Annotated in this window: 19 protein-coding genes and 1 tRNA gene; 3 read left to right on the plus strand and 17 right to left on the minus strand. The window is 48.3% G+C overall.

Features of this window, described 5'->3' with window-relative positions:
- Positions 1-218 precede the first annotated feature (218 nt).
- Both gpmI and HU824_RS02545 read left to right on the plus strand, forming a co-directional pair.
- Positions 219-1,733, plus strand: coding sequence for a 2,3-bisphosphoglycerate-independent phosphoglycerate mutase (gpmI, locus tag HU824_RS02540; protein WP_136008864.1), 1,515 nt, complete (start codon positions 219-221; stop codon positions 1,731-1,733).
- Positions 1,734-1,844: 111 nt separating this feature from the next.
- The gene (locus HU824_RS02545) at positions 1,845-2,426 is read left to right on the plus strand and encodes a DUF3109 family protein (protein WP_176467987.1); all 582 of its coding nucleotides are present in this window, start codon (positions 1,845-1,847) and stop codon (positions 2,424-2,426) included.
- Between the two features lie 170 nt (positions 2,427-2,596).
- Here HU824_RS02545 and gyrB read toward each other — a convergent pair whose 3' ends face one another.
- The 4 genes from gyrB to HU824_RS02565 all read right to left on the minus strand — a co-directional run bounded on the left by gyrB (position 2,597) and on the right by HU824_RS02565 (position 5,439).
- Positions 2,597-4,558 carry a DNA topoisomerase (ATP-hydrolyzing) subunit B gene (gene gyrB / locus HU824_RS02550; protein ID WP_136008866.1) on the minus strand — a complete coding sequence of 654 codons (1,962 nt, stop codon included), beginning with the start codon at positions 4,556-4,558 and terminating at the stop codon, positions 2,597-2,599.
- Between the two features lie 114 nt (positions 4,559-4,672).
- The gene (locus HU824_RS02555) at positions 4,673-4,873 is read right to left on the minus strand and encodes a hypothetical protein (RefSeq protein ID WP_176467988.1); all 201 of its coding nucleotides are present in this window, start codon (positions 4,871-4,873) and stop codon (positions 4,673-4,675) included.
- A 201-nt stretch (positions 4,874-5,074) separates the two neighbouring features.
- Entirely contained in the window at positions 5,075-5,329 is a 255-nt protein-coding gene (gene rpsT, locus HU824_RS02560) for a 30S ribosomal protein S20 (RefSeq protein WP_005830420.1), read from the minus strand.
- A 38-nt stretch (positions 5,330-5,367) separates the two neighbouring features.
- Positions 5,368-5,439: transfer RNA gene (locus HU824_RS02565), tRNA-Glu, on the minus strand.
- Positions 5,440-5,726: 287 nt separating this feature from the next.
- Here HU824_RS02565 and recO point away from each other — a divergent pair.
- Positions 5,727-6,455 (plus strand): DNA repair protein RecO, encoded by a 729-nt coding sequence (recO, locus tag HU824_RS02570; RefSeq protein WP_136008867.1) that lies wholly within the window; start codon positions 5,727-5,729, stop codon positions 6,453-6,455.
- 335 nt (positions 6,456-6,790) lie between these two features.
- Here recO and HU824_RS02575 read toward each other — a convergent pair whose 3' ends face one another.
- From HU824_RS02575 to rsmH, 13 genes are all read right to left on the minus strand, one after another.
- On the minus strand, positions 6,791-7,240 hold the full coding sequence (locus tag HU824_RS02575; RefSeq protein WP_005830410.1) for a GatB/YqeY domain-containing protein: 450 nt from the start codon (positions 7,238-7,240) through the stop codon (positions 6,791-6,793).
- A gap of 69 nt (positions 7,241-7,309) precedes the next feature.
- Entirely contained in the window at positions 7,310-8,623 is a 1,314-nt protein-coding gene (gene ftsZ / locus HU824_RS02580; protein ID WP_136008868.1) for a cell division protein FtsZ, read from the minus strand.
- Positions 8,624-8,656: 33 nt separating this feature from the next.
- Positions 8,657-10,105: a cell division protein FtsA gene (gene ftsA, locus HU824_RS02585; protein ID WP_136008869.1), complete on the minus strand. Its 1,449-nt coding sequence runs from the start codon at positions 10,103-10,105 to the stop codon at positions 8,657-8,659.
- Positions 10,106-10,225: 120 nt separating this feature from the next.
- Entirely contained in the window at positions 10,226-10,966 is a 741-nt protein-coding gene (locus HU824_RS02590) for a cell division protein FtsQ/DivIB (protein WP_136008870.1), read from the minus strand.
- Positions 10,959-12,344, minus strand: coding sequence for a UDP-N-acetylmuramate--L-alanine ligase (murC, locus tag HU824_RS02595; RefSeq protein WP_176467989.1), 1,386 nt, complete (start codon positions 12,342-12,344; stop codon positions 10,959-10,961). Before murC ends, HU824_RS02590 begins: the two co-directional genes overlap by 8 nt.
- A complete protein-coding gene (gene murG / locus HU824_RS02600; RefSeq protein WP_176467990.1) occupies positions 12,344-13,564 on the minus strand; it encodes an undecaprenyldiphospho-muramoylpentapeptide beta-N-acetylglucosaminyltransferase in 1,221 nt (406 codons plus the stop codon). Before murG ends, murC begins: the two co-directional genes overlap by 1 nt.
- A 101-nt stretch (positions 13,565-13,665) precedes the next feature.
- Positions 13,666-14,991 carry an FtsW/RodA/SpoVE family cell cycle protein gene (locus tag HU824_RS02605; RefSeq protein ID WP_176467991.1) on the minus strand — a complete coding sequence of 442 codons (1,326 nt, stop codon included), beginning with the start codon at positions 14,989-14,991 and terminating at the stop codon, positions 13,666-13,668.
- Positions 14,992-15,059: 68 nt separating this feature from the next.
- Positions 15,060-16,394, minus strand: a complete 1,335-nt coding sequence (gene murD, locus HU824_RS02610) for a UDP-N-acetylmuramoyl-L-alanine--D-glutamate ligase (RefSeq protein ID WP_176467992.1) — start codon at positions 16,392-16,394, stop codon at positions 15,060-15,062.
- 52 nt (positions 16,395-16,446) lie between these two features.
- Complete coding sequence (gene mraY, locus HU824_RS02615) at positions 16,447-17,715, minus strand: phospho-N-acetylmuramoyl-pentapeptide-transferase (protein ID WP_136008875.1); 1,269 nt, start codon at positions 17,713-17,715, stop codon at positions 16,447-16,449.
- Between the two features lie 96 nt (positions 17,716-17,811).
- Positions 17,812-19,260, minus strand: a complete 1,449-nt coding sequence (locus HU824_RS02620; RefSeq protein WP_176467993.1) for a UDP-N-acetylmuramoyl-L-alanyl-D-glutamate--2,6-diaminopimelate ligase — start codon at positions 19,258-19,260, stop codon at positions 17,812-17,814.
- 45 nt (positions 19,261-19,305) lie between these two features.
- On the minus strand, positions 19,306-21,444 hold the full coding sequence (locus tag HU824_RS02625) for a penicillin-binding protein (RefSeq protein ID WP_176467994.1): 2,139 nt from the start codon (positions 21,442-21,444) through the stop codon (positions 19,306-19,308).
- A gap of 85 nt (positions 21,445-21,529) precedes the next feature.
- Positions 21,530-21,880, minus strand: a complete 351-nt coding sequence (locus HU824_RS02630; protein ID WP_136008878.1) for an FtsL-like putative cell division protein — start codon at positions 21,878-21,880, stop codon at positions 21,530-21,532.
- A 6-nt stretch (positions 21,881-21,886) separates the two neighbouring features.
- On the minus strand, positions 21,887-22,810 hold the full coding sequence (gene rsmH, locus HU824_RS02635; RefSeq protein ID WP_136008981.1) for a 16S rRNA (cytosine(1402)-N(4))-methyltransferase RsmH: 924 nt from the start codon (positions 22,808-22,810) through the stop codon (positions 21,887-21,889).
- Positions 22,811-22,816 lie beyond the last annotated feature (6 nt).

A 22,816-nucleotide genomic window follows, 5' to 3' on the forward strand; every position in this document is an offset into this window, starting at 1 on the left:
CTTGCACTTTGCACTGCTAAACCTCTACTTGGCGACCGTAAAGTAGAGGTTTGGCAGTGCAAAACCTCTGTTCTAGCCCAAAAAAGTATAAATCATTTGAAACAGTACGTTTTAACCGCTGTTTTTTGTAACTTTGCAGCGCGAGAAAGGTTTCCTGTAAAGATGGGTTTCCCTTTTCGACGCGTGAAAAGATTATACAATTAAATTCGATTGATATTATGAGTAAGAAAGCCCTTTTAATGATTCTTGATGGCTGGGGCATCGGCGATCAAGGCAAAGATGATGTGATTTTCAATACACCTACTCCGTATTGGGACAGTCTGTTGGCAACTTATCCGCACTCCGAGCTTCAAGCAAGCGGTGAAAACGTTGGTTTGCCCGACGGACAGATGGGTAATTCTGAAGTAGGTCATCTCAATATCGGTGCCGGACGTATCGTTTACCAGGATTTGGTGAAGATTAACCGTGCTTGTGCCGATGGCAGCATCCTGAAAAACAAGGAAATTGTTTCTGCTTTCTCATATGCAAAGGAAAACGGCAAGAATATCCACTTTATGGGACTGACCAGCAACGGTGGCGTGCACAGCTCTTTTGAGCATTTGTTCAAACTCTGCGATATCTCCAAGGAATATGGCATCGAGAATACCTTTATCCACTGCTTTATGGATGGCCGCGACACCGACCCGAAGAGCGGTAAAGGTTTTATAGAACAGCTGACGGCCCACTGCGAGAAGTCGGCAGGCAAGATTGCTTCCATTATAGGACGCTTTTATGCAATGGACCGCGACAAGCGTTGGGAACGCGTGAAGGTGGCTTATGACCTGCTGGTGAACGGTGAAGGCAAGGTTGCTACGGATATGGCCCAGGCTATGCAGGAGTCCTACGACGAAGGCGTTACGGATGAATTCATCAAGCCGATTGTGAACGGTGGTTTCGACGGTACCATCAAGGAAGGCGATGTAGTTATCTTCTTCAACTACCGCAACGACCGTGCCAAGGAACTGACCGTTGTCCTCACCCAGCAGGATATGTCCGAACAAGGCATGCATACCATTCCGGGCTTGCAGTTCTACTGCATGACTCCGTATGACGCCAGCTTCAAGGGGGTACATATCCTTTTCGACAAGGAGAATGTACAGAACACGTTGGGCGAATACCTTGCTGCCAATGGCAAGACTCAGCTGCACATTGCCGAGACAGAGAAGTATGCACACGTGACTTTCTTCTTCAACGGTGGCCGTGAGACTCCGTACGATGCCGAAGAGCGTATTCTGGTTCCGTCTCCGAAGGTTGCCACTTACGACTTGAAGCCTGAAATGAGCGCTTACGAAGTAAAGGATAAGTTGGTGGAAGCTATCAAGACCCGGAAGTTCGATTTCATCGTGGTGAACTATGCCAACGGCGATATGGTGGGACACACCGGTATTTACGAAGCTATCGAAAAGGCCGTGAAAGCCATTGACGAATGTGTGAAAGACACCGTTGAGGCTGCCAAGGCAAACGATTATGAGGTAATCATCATCGCCGACCACGGTAATGCCGACCACGCTTTGAATGAAGACGGTACGCCTAACACTGCCCACTCTCTGAACCCTGTTCCTTTCGTTTACGTCACTGCAAACAAGGACGCCAAGGTTGAGAATGGCGTATTGGCTGACGTGGCTCCTTCTATCCTGCACATCTTGGGTATGGAGCAGCCGGCCGAAATGACCGGTAAGGATTTGATTAAGTAAGCCGTCGAGGCCGTAACAATATTTAGATGCGGATTATACGGATTCCACGGATGCTCTTAAAGTTGAGTCTGTGCAATCCGAATAATCCGCATCTTTTTTCAATAGAACAATATGATACAGATTGGTGATGTTGTAGTGTCTTTTGATGTCTTGCGCGAGAAGTTCTTGTGTGACTTGGGTGCCTGCCAGGGGATTTGTTGCATTGAGGGTGATGCCGGTGCCCCCGTAGAGCTGGACGAGGTGGAGAAACTGGAAGAGGTGCTTCCGCTGATTTGGGACGAGCTTTCTCCCGAAGCCCGCGCCGTGATAAAGGAGCAAGGCGTGGTCTATACCGATTGTGAAGGTGACTTGGTGACTTCCATTGTCAACAACAAGGATTGTGTCTTTACCTGCTATGATGATAAGGGCTGCTGTTATTGTGCCATCGAAAAGGCTTACCGTGAGGGTAGGACCAACTTCTACAAACCTATATCCTGCCATCTCTATCCGATAAGGGTGGGGAACTACGGACTCTATAAGGCAGTGAACTATCATCGTTGGGATGTTTGCAAAGCCGCTATGCTGTTGGGGCAAAAGGAAAATCTGCCCGTGTACAAGTTCCTGAAAGAGCCGCTTATCCGTAAGTTTGGTGAAGACTGGTATGCAGAGCTGGAATTGGTAGTGGAAGAAATGAAAAAACAAGGAATCTTGTAGTTTTCCCGTATGAGACGATTTGACATACCCACTGGGCTTTCAGACCGACCCCTCATTTCCTGACTTTTTGGGTATGAGACGAGGGATAAAGGAAAAGCCCCGGTCAGCAGGATTATCCTGCCCGTCCGGGGCTTTTTCATTGTAAGATGTGAGGTCGGTTATTAAATTAATTAAGCGTCAATATTTGCATACGTTGCATTTTTTTCGATGAAATCGCGGCGAGGGCCCACGTCTTCGCCCATCAGCATGGAGAAGATGTAGTCGGCTTCGGCTGCATTTTCAAGATGCACCTGCTTCAACATACGGTTGTCCGGATTCATGGTGGTTTCCCACAACTGTTCCGGGTTCATCTCACCCAAACCTTTGTAGCGCTGGGTGTGTACTGCGTTTTCCGAACCGCCGCCGTAGGTGTCGATGAACTTCTGGCGCTGCTGGTCTGTCCAGCAATACTCTTTCGCCTTGCCTTTGGTGCAAAGGTAGAGGGGAGGAGTGGCGATGTACAAGTAACCCTGCTGGATGACTTGCGGGAAGTAGCGGAAGAAAAGAGTCATAATCAGCGTGTCGATGTGAGAACCATCGACGTCGGCATCGGTCATGATGATAATCTTCTTGTAACGCAGCTTGTCAATGTTCGCTTCTTTACTGTCTTCACCGTCTACACCGAAACGGATGCCTAGTGCTTGGATGATATTGTTTACTTCGTCGCTTTCGAATGCCTTGTGCCACATGGCCTTTTCTACATTCAGAATCTTACCGCGAAGCGGTAGGATAGCCTGGAACACACGGTTACGACCTTGTTTTGCGGAACCGCCTGCCGAGTCACCCTCAACGAGAAACAATTCGCATTCTTCCGGGTCTTTGCTGGAACAGTCGGCCAACTTACCGGGCATGCCGCCACCTGACATTGGCGATTTACGTTGTACGGATTCGCGTGCCTTGCGTGCGGCGATACGTGCCTGGGCAGCCAATATCACCTTGTCCACAATCAGTTTCGCCTCCTTTGGATGCTCTTCCAGATAGTAGGAGAGAGCCTCGCCCACAGCCTGGTCTACGGCACCCATTACTTCGTTGTTACCCAGCTTTGTCTTGGTCTGCCCTTCAAACTGCGGTTCGGCCACCTTGATGGAGATGACGGCAGTCAATCCTTCACGGAAGTCGTCTCCTGCAATCTCTACCTTGGCTTTTTCCAGCATCTTGTTGTCTTCGGCGTATTTTTTCAATGTACGGGTCAGTGCACGGCGGAAACCGGCCAAGTGGGTACCTCCTTCAATGGTATTGATGTTGTTTACGTAAGAGTGCACATTTTCGTTATAAGAAGTGTTGTACATGATGGCTACTTCCACCGGTATACCTTGTTTCTCGGTATTGATGTAGATTACATCGTTCATGAAGTGCTCACGTGAGGAATCTACGTAGCGTACAAACTCCTTAAGTCCTTCTTCCGAGTAGAAAATTTCCTTCTTTGCATTTCCTTCTTCGTCCTTTACGCGGAGGTCGGTCAGTGAAATCTTGATGCCTGCGTTCAGGTAAGCCAGCTCGCGCATGCGGGTGGCAAGGATATCATAGTTGTAGACTGTTTCCGTAAAGATGGTGCCGTCCGGCCAGAACTGCTGGCGCGTACCGGTAATGTCTGTTGTGCCCACTTCCTTGACGGAGTAGAGCGGATGTCCGCAGGCATATTCCTGCTGATAGATTTTTCCATTGCGGAATACCTGGGTAGTCATGTGTGTAGACAAGGCGTTTACACAAGATACACCTACGCCGTGCAGACCTCCCGACACTTTGTAAGAACCTTTGTCGAACTTGCCTCCGGCATGCAGTACGGTCATTACGACTTCCAATGCGGATTTCTTTTCTTTCTCGTGATAATCCACCGGGATACCACGTCCGTTGTCTTGCACGCTGATGGAATTGTCTTCGTTGATGGTGACTTCGATGTGATCGCAATAGCCGGCGAGTGCTTCGTCAATGGAGTTGTCCACAACCTCGTAGACCAGATGGTGAAGTCCTTTGTTACTAATGTCGCCAATATACATCGCGGGGCGTTTTCTCACTGCTTCTAAGCCTTCCAGCACTTGGATATTGCTGGCGGAATATTCCCCGTTATTGGAGTGAATTTGTTCTTCAGTCATTTTTAATGCACATTATCTATTTGAAGTTTCAAAATTACAAAAAAAAAATGAGATAGGTGTTTCCCTGAAGACTAAAAAAATGAAAAGCGTTTTGGGAGGAATGGGGTATCGGAGTTAGTTGGAAAACAGCTTGGTGTTCAACTGGTAGGAGATGATGTATGGATTGTCGTTTTCATTAGTGTTCTCGAAAAAAAATCTAAGTTTGTTTCCTGTTGGCAACAGGGGAAGCACATAGGCTGCTTGCTCCACTGGAATGCTGATGTAGAGTGAATTGTCTTCTATGGCTTTAGGGTGTGCGGAGAATATCTCGCACAATCCTTTGTTGCCTTGCAGATTATTGGATTATTGCAACAGCTACTGATTGACATTAGTAGCAGTATGATTATCGCCTTTTGTTTCATAAGCTGCTCTACAAAACTGTGGGGAACAATTTCTTTTTCATGTCAATAGCATTAGATATAAAACAAAAAAAGTAGGTAATATTCATTACCTACTTATATTTTTTGTAGAAACAGTTTAAGCCAACTTGTTAATGTAGATAGCCAATTTTGACTTCAGATTATTAGCTTTGTTCTTGTGGATAACGTTTGTCTTAGCCAATTTATCCAACAGTTTTGTGATACCAGGATACATAGCTGTTGCTGCAGCCTTGTCTGTAGTAGCACGAAGCTTACGAACAGCATTTCTCATGGTTTTACCATAATATCTGTTGTGAAGTCTTCTTGTTTCTTCTTGTCTGATTCTTTTCAGTGATGATTTATGATTTGCCATCTCGACTAATCTTTTTTAATTCGTTTATTTTTTATTTGTAGCCCGTGGGGGAATCGAACCCCCCTTTCAAGAATGAAAATCTTGCGTCCTAACCGATAGACGAACGGGCCATCCTTTAGTGAGCGTTTCCGCTCTTGCAGAGAGTCTTTATCTCTCGTTTGCGGTTGCAAAGGTAGAAACTATTTTTGAATTACCAAAACATTTGCAAGAAAAAATACGTCTTTTTTGTTGCCTTTTATGTTGCTTGAGTGCTTTGTCTGTTGAAAATCAGCGTGATATTGACTTTTGTTTTTTTCAGCCCTTACCTGATTTTTTTATTCTTTTCCTTTTGTATCTCTTCTTTCGGGCTTTTTTTGTAGCTTTGTTATCGGATTGAAACCAGATAAAGAAATCGGGAATGTTACAGAAAACACAGGGAATTGTACTGCATACTCTGAAATATAAGGATACGTCTCTCATTGCAGATATCTATACGGAGGTGGCCGGCCGGGCTTCCTTCATGGTGTCTATACCCCGTTCACGCAAGGCGGCGGTGAAGTCGGTGCTCTTCCAGCCGCTGGCATTGGTGGAACTTGAAGCCGATTTCCGTCCTAATGCTACTATATATAAGGTGAAGGAGGCAAAGTCCCTTTATCCTTTCGCTACGCTTCCGTACGATCCCTACAAATCTGCCATCGCCTTGTTTCTTTCGGAATTCCTTTATCGCGCTGTCCGCGAGGAGGCGGAGAACCGTCCGTTGTTTGCTTATCTGTATCATTCCGTCATCTGGCTGGATGAATGCAGGGAGGGATTTGCCAACTTTCATCTGGTCTTCCTGATGCGCCTTTCCCGTTTTCTCGGTTTGTATCCCAACTTGGAGGATTATCATGCAGGCGATTATTTCGATTTGCAGAATGCTTGCTTCACTCCCTTACGTCCGCAACTTCATTCCCATTACATCGCTCCCGAAGAGGCGGCCCGCCTGACACAGTTGATGCGCATGAATTATGAAACGATGCATCTTTTCACCATGAACAGGTTGGAGCGTACCCGGTGCCTGAACATTATGAATGAATATTATCGTTTGCACTTGCCGGATTTCCCGGCATTGAAATCACTTGAGGTATTGAAGGAACTTTTTGATTAGCCACTGCCGCTATGACTACTCCATAGGTTAGTTCTGTTTGCCCCACGGGTTAAGGTGTTTTACATGCTGTGGTAAAGATCGTTACATTATGTGGTAAAGATTGTTACATACTGTGGTAAAGGTCGTTACATTATGTGGTAAAGGCCGTTACAATATGAAGTAACGCCTTTTACATGCTATGCTAAAGGAGGGTAAATGTAATGTGTTGATGGTTAATATGCTAATCTCTTATGAGGAGATAGGAGAGGGCATCTAGAAAGCCGTGTCTCAACAGATTTTAGGTGCTGAGTCCCTCTGTTGAAGCACGGCTGATATGATAGGTAAAGAGTGTTTCTTTATCCCAGCAGTTCCTTTACTTTGGCTGAGATGGCGCGGCCTTCGGCCAGTCCGGCAAGTTTCTTGCTGGCTACGCCCATCACCTTGCCCATGTCCTTGCCGCTGGTGGCGCCGACTTCGGCTATGATTTCCTTCAAGGCTGCTTCCAGTTCTTCGGCACTCATCTGCTTGGGCAGATAGGTTTCAAGCACTTTTACTTGTGCCAGCTCGTCGTCTGCCAAGTCCTGACGACCTTGCTGTACATAGATTTCAGCGGCGTCTTTGCCTTGTTTGGTCAGTTTCTGGATAATCTTCAAGGCATCAGCATCGCTCAGGGTATCGTTGGCTCCGGGAGCGGTTTTGGCTTCGAGGAATACTTTCTTTACGTTTCTCAATGTTTCGAGAGCCACTTTGTCTTTGGCTTTCATGGCTGTTTTAATGTCTTCGCTGACTTTTTCAAATAAATCCATATTGTTATAAGTTTACTCCTATTCCCCCGAAGGGGAGGAGGAGGGTTTTACATATCGGGAACGGGAGAATCAGAAGGTGATGATTCCCCCCGTGTCGCCTTCTGCTTCTTGCGCGGCTTCGGTGGCGAGCTGTCCTTCCTGCTCTGCCTTCATCTTGATGTTGGTCAGCGTGATTTTGTCACGCAGATAGGTCGGAGAATTCTCCACCATGCTGATGATGTCGGCGTTGTCCATGTCTTCGGGATTGAAGAGATAGATATGGTGACGGCGGCTGCGTTGGGAACGGGCGTTGGCATCCTTGCCGTAGTACACTTCGCGGCGGTTGCGTCTCTGTTCCTCTTCCTCCTCCAGCTCGGCAAGGCGTTGTTGTTCTTCGGCGGTGCGCAGGGTGATGCGGTCGTCCATTTCCTTCATGTGGATGTCCTGGATACCGAAACCGGTGGCAAGCAGGGTGATTTTCACTTTCTGTTCCAGCTTGTCGTCGATGGCCATACCGAATTTGGTTTCAAAGTCGCGGCTGAAACGGTTCATGAACTCTTTCACCTCGTCCATTTCACTCATCATCAGCTTGTATTGTGAACTGTAAGAGATGTTGAGGAGCACCTTCTTGGAGTTGAAAATGTCGTTGTTGTTCAGCAACGGCGAGTGTTGCGCGTTCTTGATGGCTTCGCTGACACGGTTGTCACCTTCGCCGTAGCCGGTACTCATGATGGCTACGCCGCCGTCTTTCAGCACCGTTTTCACGTCGTTGAAGTCGAGATTCACTTTTCCATGCAGGGTGATGATTTCGGCAATGCTCTTGGCTGCTACCGAAAGGGTGTCGTCGGCCTTGTCAAACGCGTCGTCTACGGACAGTTCGCTGTATATCTCGCTCAGCTTTTCATTATTGATGACCAGCAGGGCGTCTACGTGCTTGCTGATTTCCTCTACGCCATCCAGTGCCTGGTCTATCTTCTTGTCGCCCTCCCAGCGGAAAGGGATGGTGACGATGCCGATGGTCAGGATGTTCATTTCCTTGGCGGTTTGTGCAATGATGGGTGCGGCACCTGTACCGGTACCACCGCCCATTCCGGCAGTGATGAATACCATCTTGGTGCCGTCGTTCAGCATACTCTTGATGTCTTCGATGCTCTCTTCTGCTGCCTTGCGGGCACGGGCAGGGCGATTTCCGGCTCCTAGGCCTTCTTTTCCAAGCTGTAACTTCACGGGTACGGGAGAGTCCTTTAACGCTTGGTTGTCTGTGTTGCACAGTACGAACGTCACGTCGTGTATACCTTCCCGGTACATATGGTTCACGGCATTTCCGCCACCTCCGCCTACACCGATTACTTTAATGATTTTCGGCGAATCGGTCGGGAAATCGAATTGTACTATATCTTCCATAATAATTTAATTTTCTGGCACATTATCACATTGTTACTTCATATCGTCGTCCGAGAAGATTTCGTTGGAGATTTTGCTGAAAGTCTTTTCGAAAGCCTTTCCGAAAGACCACTTGGTGCCTTCTTTCTTTTTCTTCTTCTTTTCTTCCTTTTCGCGCTGCTCTCTCTTGCGATCACGCTCCTTGCGTTCTTTCTCCTCTTTTTCGCGCTGTGCCTTGGCGGCTCGTGCGGCAGCTTCCTGCTCTTTCAGCGCTTCGTCGTCCACGAATATGTCGATTGGTTTTGGGGGAATGTTGGCGGCAGGCTGCTGCTGTACCGGCTTCACCTCTTGCAGGCAGCAATTCTCGTTGCCGGCAGCCAGCAACCCCAGCAGAGTGTTGTGCATGCCGTCCTTCTTGGGCTCGTCGCTGTGTGTGTGGACGGTGGCCTGTACGAACTTGGCGGTCTTTACCTTTTCAATCTTGCTCACTTTATGGAAAGCTTTCTCAAGATTTTTCAGATTGGCTCCTCCACCGGTGAATACGACACCGGAGAAAAGTTTGTCTTCGTAACCGGAAAGTTGTAACTGGTTCCATACGTTGGCAAGGATTTCTTCCGCACGGGCTCCGATGATATTGTTCAGCAGGGCCACTTCGAGAGTCCGGCCGTCTTCCGACGTACATACGGCAGGGGTCTCGGTGCCTTCTTCCTCCTCGTAGAGGGCGTCGCCGTATTGCAGTTTCAGCTTCTCGGCATCTTCCTCCTCCATTTGCAGGGAAGTGATGTCGTGGGTAATGTTGTTTCCGCCCAGCGGCAGTACGCTGAGGTAGCGCAGGATATTGTTCTTATAGACCAGCACGGTGGTGGTGTCGGCACCGAAGTCGACAAGTGCGCAGCCCGAACGCATTTCGTTTTCGGTCAGCACGGCTTTGGCCAACGCAGTGGGAGCCACGAGCAGGTCGTCGGCAATTTCCACTTTGGCTTGCTCGAAGCTATGCTCGAGGTTCTTTTTCAGTGAGGCGCGGGCCACAATGTTGAGGAACTGACCCGTGATGTGCCGTCCGGTAACTCCTACCGGTTCCACCTGCAGTGTATGGTCTATCTTGTATTCTTGCGGGGCTACATCCAGCACACTCATGTCTGTCAGGGGTACATCACGGTTCTCGTCGCAAATCTCGTCTACCAGCTCTTGCGAAATGATGCTCTCTTCCTCCAGCATACGGCTTACCGCATTCCTCACCGTGCGTAATGATTGTCCACCGATGCCTACATATACTTTGGCGATGGAGTTGTTCAGCTGGCCTTCCAGCTTGTTGATGATGGAAGTCAGTGCTTGTGCAGCCTTGTCAATGTTGTAGATGGCTCCTTTGTGTATAAACGGGGATGCCTCTTCGCGTGCATAAGCCAACACCTGGATACTTCCGTCACTGCTCTTCTTTCCTGCGATACCGGAAATCTTGGAAGAACTCAACTCGATAGCGGCGATGAAATCTGTTGTTGCCATATCTTTTATTTAATTATATATCTTCATTTACAATTTACCATTTACCATTTACAATGTACAATTGGGTTGCACTATTATGCCGCATGGCTGAATTGTACTTTATACATTGTAAATGTTACATTACTTCTCTCTTTTCGTGCAGATAATCTGATTATCGAATTCAACGTTAATGCGGGAGTATTTGTTCCAGCCTACCTGGTTTAATCCTCTTTCGTAGAATGCTTTTACACGTTTCAGTTTCTTTTCAAAATCGGCCATCTTACCCAAGTAGATGAGATGGTCGCCGACGCGTGGCACTAATTCTATGTTTTTGCCCGGCAGCACATGAATCTGTTCAATTTGTGCATTCCAAAAAGAATTCTTCTGCAAAAATACACCAAACTTATATAAATCCCTCATGGCAAACGACTTTTCTACGTTTCCGGTCACTATGGCAAGGTGTGCAATGCACTTTGCATCGGGAGGCATTACAGTGCCTTTGTTGTCCAGATAGTAGTTCTCGCCATTGGCGCTCATCACGCGCAGGATAGGGATGCGCTGGGTCACTTCGATGCAAAGCTTGCCGCTTGGAGTTTTGTAACATTCCGCCTGGTCGATGAGGGGATGTTTGGCGAGTTCGCGTTCTAAAGTCTTGGTGCGCACGCGCTTCAAATCTTTCCCAATGGGGCTGATGCCTTTCTTTTCCAGCAGGGTAGCTACTTCCTTCTTCGTGATGAAGCCCGCATATATCGTGTCCTCTATCACCAGCTCCATGTCATGGCACACTTGGGAGGCCGGTTTGCGGTTTAAGGTAGTGACAGCCACCACCAGATAGGCAATAACAAGCAACAGAACGATAGAAAGTAGAATCCTTTTAATCATGATACTTCTCTGATAATAGTTTGCTGATTTGGGGCACATAGTTATCCAAGTCTCCGGCTCCCAGCACTACCACTACTTCGGTGTACTTTTGAGAGAGAAGGCTTAGGACATCTTCTTTCCTGCAGATGCATTTTTCGATGCCGGGGTGGAGATTGTCGTAAATCAACTGGCTCGTCACGCCGGGAATCGGTTGCTCGCGGGCAGGGTATATCTCTGTCAGAATCACCTCATCGGATAGGGAGAGGCTGTCTGCGAAATCCCGGTAGAAGTCGCGGGTACGGGTGTACAAGTGAGGCTGGAAGATGACGGTTATCTTCTTGTCCCGATACAGTTCACGGACGGACTTCACGCTTTGGGCTATTTCCTCCGGGTGGTGGGCGTAGTCGCTGAGAAATACAACTTTGTCATTCTTCAGTTTGAAGTCGAAGCGGCGGTCTACTCCGCGGAAGCTCGCCATACCCTGCTTGATTTCCTCGTCAGTGGCACCGCTCAAGTGGGCGAGTGCCATGGCTGCCACACCGTTTTCGATATTGATGCTGACGGGAACGCCCAACTGAATATTGTTGATGCGAGTGTCCGGTGCTACGAAGTCGATGAAGATTTCACCGTTTCCGATACGGATATTTTCGGCATGGAAGTCACCCTCGTTGCGTGAGTAGGTGTAGGTGGTTACCCCCGGCTGTACGTCGGGCTGCATCTCCAGTCCTTTGTGCAGAATCAGAGCACCGCCAGGCTGGATAAGCGTTGTGTAGTGGCGGAAGCTTTCAAGATAGGCTTCTTTGGTTCCATATATATCCAGGTGGTCGGGGTCGGTGGCAGTAATGACACTCATCCAGGGTGACAACCAGTGGAAAGAACGGTCGAACTCGTCGGCTTCGATGACGGTATAGGGACTGGTGGGGGAAAGCAGCAGGTTAGTGCCGTAGTTCTTGGCAATTCCTCCGAGGAAGGCAGTACAGCCTACATGCGACTGGTGCAGCAGATGGGCAGCCATGGTGCTGGTTGTGGTCTTGCCGTGTGTACCTGCCACGCACAGGCCTTTACTGCTGCGGGTGATGATACCCAATACTTGGGAACGTTTATGTATCTCGAAACCGTTTTCGCGGAAGTAGGTCAGTTCGGCATGTTCTTGCGGTACGGCAGGGGTGTAGACTACCAGCGTGCTTGTCTTGTCTTTGCACGATGTAGGGATAAGGTCGATGTCTTCCTCGTAATGTATTTGTGCACCCTCCGTAATCAGACGTTCGGTCAGGTCGCTCGGCGTACGGTCATATCCGGCCACCTGCTTTCCTTTGGAAAGGAAATAGCGTATCAGAGCGCTCATACCGATGCCGCCCGCACCGACGAAATAAACGGATTTGATTGTTTCGATATTCATTATTTTAATTGATGATTAGGGTTGGTAATTAACTTCAATACCTCTTTGGCTATGACAGTGGCCGAATTGGGCAATGCCAACTTGGCAATGCTTTCACTTAAGTCTTTCAGCTTTTGGGGATTGCTAATGGTCTCTAAAGCTATCGGCAATAGTTTGTCTTTCGCTTCTACGTCTTTCACATAGATGGCTGCATCTTTATCCGCCAGTGCCAGTGCATTCTTGGTCTGATGGTCTTCGGCTACATTAGGCGAAGGAACCAAGATGACCGGTTTGTGCAGCAGGCAGAACTCGGAGATGGAGCCGGCTCCGGCACGTGAAATCACCAAGTCGGCAGCGGCATAGGCGTTTGCCATATCCTTGATAAAGTCCGTTACGTACAGATTCGGAATGGTGCTGATGTGCGGATTGCGTACGACTTCTCCCGTGGCGGTCGTAATGGTTTCTCTGACTTGGTCAATGTATATTTTGCCCGTCTGCCAGATGAATTGTACGTCGGGGTGGGCACGGACAACGTCCAGACTGGCGGTCAGTGTCTGGTTGATGGTGCGGGCTCCCAGGCTTCCGCCCAGGATGAGGATAGTCTTCCTTTCCGGATTCAGTCCGAAGTACTTTACGGCGTCTGCGTGCAGGATGGAATGTCCGAGCAGGTTCTGGCGTACCGGATTACCGGTCATGATTATTTTTTCTGCCGGAAAAAACTTTTCCATGCCTTCGTAGGCTACACAAATTTTGCAGGCTTTCTGTGCTAGCAACTTATTGGTGACACCGGCGTAGGAATTCTGTTCCTGTATCAGAGTGGGAATACCCATTATTCCTGCCGTTTTCAGCGTAGGACTACTGGCATAGCCACCTACACCCACGGCCACTTGCGGGCGGAACTCCTTGATGATGCTCCGTGCTTTCCACTGGCTCCGTATCAGTTTCAGCAGTACGGAGAAGTTCTTCCACAGATGTTTGCGGTCGAATCCGGCAACGGGCAATCCTATAATCCGGTAACCTGCATCCGGAACACGCTGCATTTCCATTCTTCCTTCGGCACCTACGAAGAGGATTTCGGCGTCGGGGCACAGCTCTTTTATGGCATTAGCGATGGAGATTGCCGGAAAGATATGTCCTCCGGTGCCGCCACCGCTGATGATAAGCCTCACCTTCGACCTCTTCTCCGTAGGGAGGGGGGTAGAGTTGCTTTGGGTGGTATAGTTGTTTACATCTTTACTCATATTCTTGTTTTTCGTTATTTTTGTATTATTGGCATACTCTCCATTACTAAATCATGCTTTTCTCTCCTCCCTACGGGAGAGGGGTTGGGGGGGAGAGACCGTCATTCAAACTCCGTATCATTGTTCAGTGCCTTTGCCGTCGGTTCGGCGGCAGTCTGTGCTTCGCTGTCGGCCGGTTGCTCCGGGGGGACTGTATTTCCGGCATCCACCAGCATCGATACTTGTGCATCGTGCATCCGTTGTTCTTCCAGCTTGGCTGTATATCGGCTGACACTCAGTATCATGCCGATATATATACAGTTGATGATGGTGGAGGTTCCTCCGCGGCTGATAAGCGGTAAGGGTTGTCCCGTAACGGGTGCCAGACCAACAGCCACCATCATATTGAACATGGCTTGTGTCACCAGTAGCAAGGCAATGCCTATGACAAGGAAAGCCGGGAAGGTACGGTTGCATTTTTTTGCGATACGTCCCGCCCTTATCAGCAGAATGATGTAGAGCAGTACTACGATGGCAGCGGGAAGTAACCCCAATTCTTCTACAATGATGGCGAAGATAAAGTCGGAGTAGGCTTGGCTCAGGAAGTCCCGTTGAACGGAGTTCCCCGGTCCCTTGCCCAAAATGTGGCTGGTTGCCATGGCTATGCGTGCGTGTCCCACTTGTGCGTCGCGGTCAATGTCGAATTTGGCTGCGGGCACCTCTTCGGAGCTAACAAATTTCTCGATGCGTGTGCGCCAAGTGTCGAAACGGTGTAGGAAACGGCTGTCCACGTCCTTGGTCAGTTCCAGGAAAAGCACACCTGCCACGGCGATACCCAAGAGGATGCTTGTCAGTATCGTTATCTTCTTGGCGGCAATGCGTCCGATGAACATCATCAGATACACCACTCCGAAGAGTAGCGCTGCAGTGGAGAAGTTCTCCGGGAAGATGAGCAGACAGAACAAACCGGTAATTCCCATGATGTATTTGAAGGCTTTGGGATTTGCTCCCTCTTCGGTTTGTCCCCTTGAAAGGTTGTAGGCGGTGGCTATCATCACAGTCATCTTGGCAAATTCAGATGGCTGGAACTGTATGCCAAGCAATTTTATCCATCGTCCTGCATCATTGGTCTTTTCGATAACCAGCACTCCGGCTATGCTTAGGTCGTTGCACACCAACAGCATGATTAGGAAAATAAGTGTAGGTATGAACAGCAAGTAAGGAATGCCTTGAAACCATTTGTAGGGGATGTTGTGGAACAGCACCACGAACAAGGTGCCTATCATTAGGAAGATGGTGTGGCGCGTGATGGGCCCCCAGTGGTTGCCACTTTGATAGACTAGCGTGCTCGATGCACTGAACACCTCTATTATGGAGATGAGGCAAAGAAAGAGGAAAATCATCCAAATCACTTTGTCCCCTTTGAATATGCTCTTTAATAAATCCAATGCTTCGCAAATTAAAAATTAATAATTAAAGTATTAAAAGTTGCCGTTCTTGTTACGGCATCCGTAACTTATAGAGCCCTGACACATGCTTTGAATTGGTCGCCGCGGTCCTCATAGCTCTTGAAGAGATCGAAGGAGGCACAGCAAGGGCTAAGCAACACAGTTTCACCTTTCTTTGCCAGTTTGAAGGCTGCTTCTACGGCATCCTTCATGCCGGTCTGAACATCAGCTACGGGCAATCCCAGGCGGTCGAAGAAGTCGTGTAACTTTTCGTTGTGCAATCCTAAATATACCAGGGCGGAACACTTTTCGCGTACAAGGTCTTCGATTTCCGTATAATCGTTTCCTTTGTCCTTACCACCAAGGATAAGTACGGTTTTGCCAGCCATGCTTTGCAGGGCATACCAGCAGGAGTTTACGTTCGTTGCCTTGGAATCGTTGATGAAGTTCACGCCACGTATGGTGGCTACTTTCTCCAGCCGGTGTTCCACTCCCTTGAAGTCGGACAAGGCCTTGCGGATATATTCTTTCCGGATGCCGGCTAAATTGGCCGAGATGCCGGCGGCTAACGAATTGTATAGGTTGTGTGTACCGTGAAGCGCCAATTCCTCCTGCTCCATGTTGAAAGCTATCGGTTCGTTGATTTCCACTTCACCGTCTTCCACGTATGCGATGGCCCCGTCTTCCTTTACGGCAGCAAACGGGTAGAGATGGGCGCGAAGGCCATGCTTGTCCAGTTCGCGTTTGATGATGGGGTCGTCGTTCCAGAAGATAAAAGCATCTTCCGGTGTCTGATTTTGAGTGATGCGGAATTTGGCGTCCACATATTTTTGCATGCAGTGGTCGTAGCGGTCCAAGTGGTCCGGAGTGATGTTCATCAGTACGGCAATGTTGGCACGGAAGTTATACATATTGTCCAGCTGGAAGGAACTCAACTCAATGACGTAGTAATCATGCTGCTCTGTGGCCACCTGCAAAGCCAGACTGTTGCCGATGTTGCCGGCGAGGCCGACGTTCAGGCCTGCACTTTTGAAGATGTGATAAATGAGCGAGGTGGTTGTTGTCTTTCCGTTCGAGCCGGTGATACAGACCATCTTTGCATTAGTGTATCGTCCCGCAAACTCTATCTCAGAGATGACGGGCGTACCTTTTTCCTTTAATTTCATAATGAGCGGAGCGTCGTTGGGGATACCGGGGCTTTTCACTACTTCGTCAGCATTCAGAATCAGCTCTTCTGTGTGGTGTTCCTCTTCCCAGGCAATGCCGTATTTATCCAGCAGTTCCTTGTATTTGTCTTTGATGGCGGACATGTCGGAGACGAACGTGTCGAAACCTTTCACTTTGGCCAGTACGGCAGCACCTGCGCCGCTTTCGCCAGCTCCTAATACTACAATTCTACTCATAATCTTTATATACTAATATGTCAATGTGGGAAATGTGCGGATGCACCCCGCATTATCTGATTTTTAATGTTATAATCGTTATCGCTGCCAATACAATCGTCACAATCCAGAAGCGGATGGTGATTTTGGATTCATGGAACAACTTGTCTGGTTTGGTGAATACCACGCTGCATCCTGGCTCTATCTGGTTCATGGAGGTGCGGAAGTGGTCGTGTATTGGCGTTCGCTTGAAGAGGCGTTGCTTCACGCCTTTCCGCTTGCCTGCCTTGTAGTAGAAGCGTTGCAGGATGACCGAGAGGTTCTCCACGAGGAAGATACCGCAAAGGATGGGTATCAGCAGTTCCTTGTGAATAATGATGGCATATACTGCGATGATTCCTCCAATGGTCAGGCTGCCCGTATCACCCATGAATACTTGGGCCGGATAGGCATTGTACCACAAGAAGCCGATAAGCGCACCGATAAAGGCGCAGATAAAGATTACCAACTCTTCTGAGCCGGGAATGTACATGATATTCAAGTAACCGGCATATTCAATGTGGCTCGACACGTAGGCGAGTATTCCCAAGGTCAGTCCGATAATGGCGGAGTTTCCTGCTGCCATTCCGTCCATTCCATCATTCAGATTGGCACCGTTGCTGACGGCGGTAACTACGAAAATCGTGATAATCACAAACAGTATCCAACCTACTGTCTGGGCATGTTCACCCATGAAACTCACTAAATCGGCATAATCGAAGTTATTGCTTTTGAAGAATGGGATGGTGGTTTGGGTTGCCTTGATTTCTTTGGCGGCATGCACCACTTCTATCTGTCCGTCCGACTTCTCCATTTCTATGTTCTCGCGGATAACCACCTGCGGACTGAGGTAAAGAGTCAGTCCGACGATAAGTCCTAAACCTACTTGACCGATGATTTTGAACTTGCCGTGCAGCCCTTCCTTGTCTTTTTTGAATATCTTGATGTAGTCGTCGGCAAAGCCAAGCGACCCTAACCAGATTGTGGTAATCAGCATCAATATCATATAAATATTGCTCAATTTACCCAGTAACAAGCAAGGAATGAGTATGGCAAAAATGATGATGACACCGCCCATGCTGGGTACTCCCACTTTGTTCACACCGAATGGGTCGATGTTGGCATCACGTTGCGTCTCGGTAATTTGCTTGCGTTTCAGCAGGTTGATGAACTTGTCTCCCCAAATGCTCGAAATGAGCAATGCCAGAATGATTGCCATCAACGAACGGAAGGATGTATAGCCGAACATGCCCGCACCGGGGAAGTCATATTTGTCTAACCATTGAAATATGTAGTATAACATGATTCTAATTATTTAATTGTTTTAATGTGCCGATATGCTAATTAATAAGGAATGCGGTTTTCTACAATACCACATGGCTATTGGCACATTGGTATATTAGCACATGATCTCATTTAATATTTCTTTATCGTCAAAATGGTGTTTGACACCTTTAATCTCCTGATAATTCTCATGCCCCTTGCCTGCAACGAGAATTACGTCTCCCGGTTGTGCCAGCATGCAGGCTGTTTTGATGGCTTCGCGGCGGTCGGTGATGCTGATGGTTTTCTGCATGTCGTCTTTATCCAGACCTGCCAGCATGTCATTGATGATGTCCTGCGGCTCTTCAAAGCGCGGGTTATCGGAGGTGATGATGACCCGGTCGCTCAAACGGGCAGATTCTTTGGCCATGATGGGGCGCTTTCCCTTGTCGCGGTTGCCACCGGCGCCCACAACGGTAATAACTTTCCCTTTTCCTTCCAGCACTCCATGAATGGCGTTCAATACATTGACCAGTGCGTCCGGAGTATGTGCATAGTCCACAATGGCGGTGAAGCCTTTCGGTGAACGGATGGTGTCGAAGCGGCCGGTTACCGGATGTAGCGTGCTGAGGGCAACCAGTACATCTTCTTCTTTCTTGCCTAGCAATACGGCGGTACCGAATACTGCCAATAAGTTATAGGCATTGAACTTTCCGATGAAACGCACTGCCAATTCATGGTTGTTGAAGTCAAGTAACATTCCCTCGAAATGGGATTCCAGGATTTTGCCTTTGAAGTCGCTGAGACTACGCAAGGAGTAGGTGTATATCTTTGAACGGCTATTTTGTGTCATCACAAGTCCGTTCTTGTCATCCAGATTGGTCAAGCTGAAAGCTCCTTTTGGCAGTTCGTCGAAGAATTTCTTCTTGGCCTTGAGGTAATTTTCCACTGTCTTATGATAATCTAGGTGGTCGCGGGTCAGATTAGTGAAAACACCACCGGCAAACTTCAGACCGCTGATGCGCTTCTGGGCAATGGAGTGGGAGCTGACTTCCATGAAGGCGTATTTACAGCCGGAATCGGCCATTTTGCCAAGCAGACGATTCAGGGTGATAGGGTCTGGAGTGGTATGTTCGGTCGGTACGGGCTGGTCGTCGATGTAATTGCATACGGTGGAAACCAGTCCGACTTTATAGCCGAAGTAGCGGAAAGTATTATATAATAAGGTAGCGGTGGTCGTTTTTCCATTGGTTCCGGTCACACCGACAAGTTCCATCTTGGATGTAGGGTCACCATAGAAAGTGGTGGCTACTTTTCCTACAGCATCTTCACTGTCTTTCACCTGAATGTAGGTGATGCCGGTTCTGAGCTCTTCCGGCAATTCCTCACACAATACTGCAACAGCCCCTTTGTCGATAGCAGCCGGGATATAGGCATGTCCGTCGGTCTGTGTACCACGCATGGCCATGAACAGATGTCCGGTTCCTATCAGGCGGGAGTCTATATTCACTCCTGTTATTTCCATGCTTGTATTTCCGATAACCTGAACCGGTTGTATTGTTTTCAACAAATCACTTAATTTCATACCTTATTATATATAATGTGTATCCAAATCTTGTTTATTCTCATGTTAACGTAGAGTCAGGGCTATGGTCTGTCCTTTCACTATCCGGCTACCGCTTGCTATGGATTGGTTCCTCACCCGTCCCACTCCGCTTAGTCTTACTTTCAGTCCTTTGCTCTCTAAAAGGTAGACAGCATCTTTCGCTCCCATACCGACCACGCTGGGCACGGTGCCTGAGGCCGGTTCCCGGTCTTGCAGGATGACTGCTGCCGGGGCAGCTCGTGTATGCCCCCATTGTTCCTTTTTCCTTTCTCCGGAGAACTGTTTCTGAACGGGTACTTTCAAATCGTTCAATACTAGGAGTGCTTCGTTCATCTCTCCGGCTTTCACAGGAGGAATCACATTGGTGGTACTGTCTATAGCATTGCGTATGTCAAAACGCAGGTTTTTGGCATAAACTCTTTCCGCTATTTTCCCAAAGACACTACCTGCCATCAAGCCGCCCGAAGCCGGCAACCCGGGCTTCTGGATGGAAACTATACAACTGTATTTGGGTGCTTCCGAAGGGAAATAGCCGCAGAAACTTACCAGATAGTTCACGCGTCCCGCTTTATATCCGGCTGCTCCTTGTGAAATCTGTGCCGTACCCGTCTTGCCTGATACGGAGAACTGTTTGCTGCCGGCAGGTTTTGCCAGTCCTTGTGACACCACTTTCTGAAGGATTTCACGGATTTGTGTCAGGGTACGGTCGGAACATATCTTGGAATTGATTACTTCCGTAGGATATTCTTTCACTACCTCACCGTCCTTTACCGCTGCTTTCACAAACTTGGGGCGTACCATGGTTCCGTTGTTGGCTATGGCATTGTAGAAGGTCAGTATGTTTATGGGAGGTATCTGGGTCTCGTAACCGATACTCATCCATGGCAAAGTCGTTTTGGCAAAATAACGTTCTTTAGGTCCTTTGATGTTGGGCTTCCCTTCGCCGGGTATTTGCAGATGAAGCGGCTGGTTGATGCTCATACGCTTCAAACCGTCCACGAACTTTTGCGGATTATCCTTGTAGTACTTGTCGATGAGGTAGGAGACACCCACATTGGAAGAAACTTCCAGAATACGTGTCACATCTATCTTTCCGTAACCTCCCCGGCGCCAGTTGTGATCTCTCATCTTACTGCCGTACATATTCATAATGCCGTTGCCCGTGTCTACTTCGGTATCCGGGGTTATTTTCCCGTCTTCCAGTGCCACCATAATGGAGGCTGTCTTAAAGGTGGAGCCCGGTTCCAACATATCGCTGATGGCATTACTGTTCATTTCATAGTAATTGCCGTCCCCGGCTTTCATCATGTTGACAATGGCCTTTATTTCTCCGGTAGCCACTTCCATCAGTACGGCTACTCCGACGTTGGCATTGATTTCCTTCAGCTTGTCCACCAGGGCTTTTTCGCAGATGTCCTGCATGCCTACGTCGAGGGTGGATATGATGTCACAACCATCTATCGGGGGAAGGTCTATGATGTCCAGGTATTTGTTCATCACCTTCTGGCGGTGGGTAATACCGTTCCGTCCTTTCAGTAGGGTATCGAAGGCCAACTCAATGCCGTTACGGGCTCCCATGGCTGTATCGGCATAAAGACGACCCAGGGTTTGGGCTGCCAAAGAACCGAACGGCTTTTTACGCTGGTTGTATATCTGTTCGTGGAAACCGCCTCTGTATCTGTTCATCTTGAATACGGGTAACCGTTTGGCTTCCTTGTACTGAATGTAAGAGATGCGCCGGTTGCGGTTGGGAAGAATGTTGTAGTTCCGGCTCTTCATTTCCCGTCCCTTGCGCAGGTGGTTTTTGAAGGTGGCGGTACTGATGTCCGGAAAAATCTGATGAAGCCCAACACAGATGGAATCGAAATTGGCTTTCCAGATAGAATCCTTGCGCTGCTGGTCCTTTTTGCGGCGCTTCTCATCTCTTTCGCTGGACATGAAGTCCATGAAAATCTTGTATTCCGGCAGAGAACTTGCCATCAGTTTGCCATCCGAGGACAGGATATTTCCCCGGTTGGGTTTCACCGTTACATTCTCTTTTACGAAGCGGTCGGCTACATCGTGCCAGTACTGTCGCTCGGCAAACATAATCATGGCGCCTTTCACGACAATAGCTATCCCCGTCAGCCCTATGAGTAGGACGACGAAGAAGTAACGGTTCATTATGTTTTTTTGATTTACAGCCAATGTTATTTACGATTTAACGATTTAGATGTACTATTGAAATTACTTTATTCTCAATTCTCCATTATTTTAGTAAGTACGGCGGATTAGTGGAAGTCTGCAAATCGCTTTCTTTGGTGGCGATATATTCCTCGATGCGCGATTGGCGGCTCCGTTCCATCAATTCTGAACTACGTGTCAAGGCGTCGTACTTGATGTCTATCAGCTCTTTTTTAAGATTGTCTATCTCAATCAGCTGCAGTTGGCATTCGTAACGGTTGTTGATGTAAATAATGATAAGCACTATGATAAGGAACAGCAATCCGGCTTGGCGGCGAAAGAAGTCTGTGGCCAGTATGTCGCCTCCGATGATGTTCTTCAGTGAGGTGCGTTTTTTCACCTTCTCCGTATTCTTTTCTTCTTGCTTCTTTTCCATTGCTAGTCACTGATTGTTCATTACTTTTTCTGCAATTCTCAGTTTGGCACTTCGCGAACGCGGATTGCGTTCTATCTCTTCCTTGTCCGGTACGATTACTTTGTTGTTGACCAGCCGGAACGGGGTCAGCACATTCCCGAAGAAATCTTTTTCGGCTTTGCCTTCCACATTGCCGGTTTTCATGATATTCTTCACTATACGGTCTTCCAAGGAGTGATAGGTTATCACCACTAGGCGACCTCCCGGCTTTAGTGCTTTTGTTGCTGCATATAGCATTTCCTTCAGTGCCTCCATTTCTTGGTTTACTTCAATGCGCAATGCTTGAAATACCTTTGCCAGTTCTTTCTTCTCACGTTCGCGGTCGAAGAGTGGCTTAACGATTTCCAGGAATTCACCGATGGTGGCAATTCTCTGCGTTGCCCGTGCCTTGACAATGACAGATGCCAGTTTCCGGCTGTTTTTCAGCTCGCCATACAAATAAAAGATATCGGCCAGCTTCCCTTCTTCGCAAGTATTTACAATGTCGGCAGCAGTCAGGCCGGCACGCTTGTTCATACGCATATCCAGTGCCCCGTCGAAACGGAAGGAGAATCCCCGTTCGCTGTCATCAAAATGATGGGAAGATACGCCGAGGTCGGCAAGTATGGCATCCACTTTTTCAATGCCGTGATAGCGTAGGAAGTTGTGCAGGTAGCGGAAGTTGCTGCGTACGAATGTAAAATGCGGGTTGTTCACAATGTTGCGTTCCGCATCCTCGTCCTGGTCGAAGCTTAACAGCCGGCCGCCGTCTTCCAGACGTGACAGTATCTCGCGCGAATGCCCTCCTCCGCCAAACGTCACGTCTACATACGTGCCGTCCGGGCGGATGTTCATTGCATCTACGCTTGGCATCAGCAATACGGGGGTATGATATGTTATTTCTTCTTTCATCATCTG

Origin of the sequence: Bacteroides sp. L10-4 (assembly GCF_013373675.1) — a bacterium.
Taxonomy (GTDB): domain Bacteria; phylum Bacteroidota; class Bacteroidia; order Bacteroidales; family Bacteroidaceae; genus Bacteroides; species Bacteroides muris.

What these genes read in the sequence shown, in the direction of transcription:
- gpmI (WP_136008864.1), top strand. Translation starts at nt 219, where the DNA reads ATGAGTAAGAAAGCCCTTTTAATGATTCTTGATGGCTGGGGCATCGGC.
- HU824_RS02545 (WP_176467987.1), top strand. Translation starts at nt 1,845, where the DNA reads ATGATACAGATTGGTGATGTTGTAGTGTCTTTTGATGTCTTGCGCGAG.
- gyrB (WP_136008866.1), bottom strand. Translation starts at nt 4,558, where the DNA reads ATGACTGAAGAACAAATTCACTCCAATAACGGGGAATATTCCGCCAGC.
- rpsT (WP_005830420.1), bottom strand. Translation starts at nt 5,329, where the DNA reads ATGGCAAATCATAAATCATCACTGAAAAGAATCAGACAAGAAGAAACA.
- recO (WP_136008867.1), top strand. Translation starts at nt 5,727, where the DNA reads ATGTTACAGAAAACACAGGGAATTGTACTGCATACTCTGAAATATAAG.
- HU824_RS02575 (WP_005830410.1), bottom strand. Translation starts at nt 7,240, where the DNA reads ATGGATTTATTTGAAAAAGTCAGCGAAGACATTAAAACAGCCATGAAA.
- ftsZ (WP_136008868.1), bottom strand. Translation starts at nt 8,623, where the DNA reads ATGGAAGATATAGTACAATTCGATTTCCCGACCGATTCGCCGAAAATC.
- ftsA (WP_136008869.1), bottom strand. Translation starts at nt 10,105, where the DNA reads ATGGCAACAACAGATTTCATCGCCGCTATCGAGTTGAGTTCTTCCAAG.
- HU824_RS02590 (WP_136008870.1), bottom strand. Translation starts at nt 10,966, where the DNA reads ATGATTAAAAGGATTCTACTTTCTATCGTTCTGTTGCTTGTTATTGCC.
- murC (WP_176467989.1), bottom strand. Translation starts at nt 12,344, where the DNA reads ATGAATATCGAAACAATCAAATCCGTTTATTTCGTCGGTGCGGGCGGC.
- murG (WP_176467990.1), bottom strand. Translation starts at nt 13,564, where the DNA reads ATGAGTAAAGATGTAAACAACTATACCACCCAAAGCAACTCTACCCCC.
- murD (WP_176467992.1), bottom strand. Translation starts at nt 16,394, where the DNA reads ATGAGTAGAATTGTAGTATTAGGAGCTGGCGAAAGCGGCGCAGGTGCT.
- mraY (WP_136008875.1), bottom strand. Translation starts at nt 17,715, where the DNA reads ATGTTATACTACATATTTCAATGGTTAGACAAATATGACTTCCCCGGT.
- HU824_RS02620 (WP_176467993.1), bottom strand. Translation starts at nt 19,260, where the DNA reads ATGAAATTAAGTGATTTGTTGAAAACAATACAACCGGTTCAGGTTATC.
- HU824_RS02625 (WP_176467994.1), bottom strand. Translation starts at nt 21,444, where the DNA reads ATGAACCGTTACTTCTTCGTCGTCCTACTCATAGGGCTGACGGGGATA.
- HU824_RS02630 (WP_136008878.1), bottom strand. Translation starts at nt 21,880, where the DNA reads ATGGAAAAGAAGCAAGAAGAAAAGAATACGGAGAAGGTGAAAAAACGC.
- rsmH (WP_136008981.1), bottom strand. Translation starts at nt 22,810, where the DNA reads ATGAAAGAAGAAATAACATATCATACCCCCGTATTGCTGATGCCAAGC.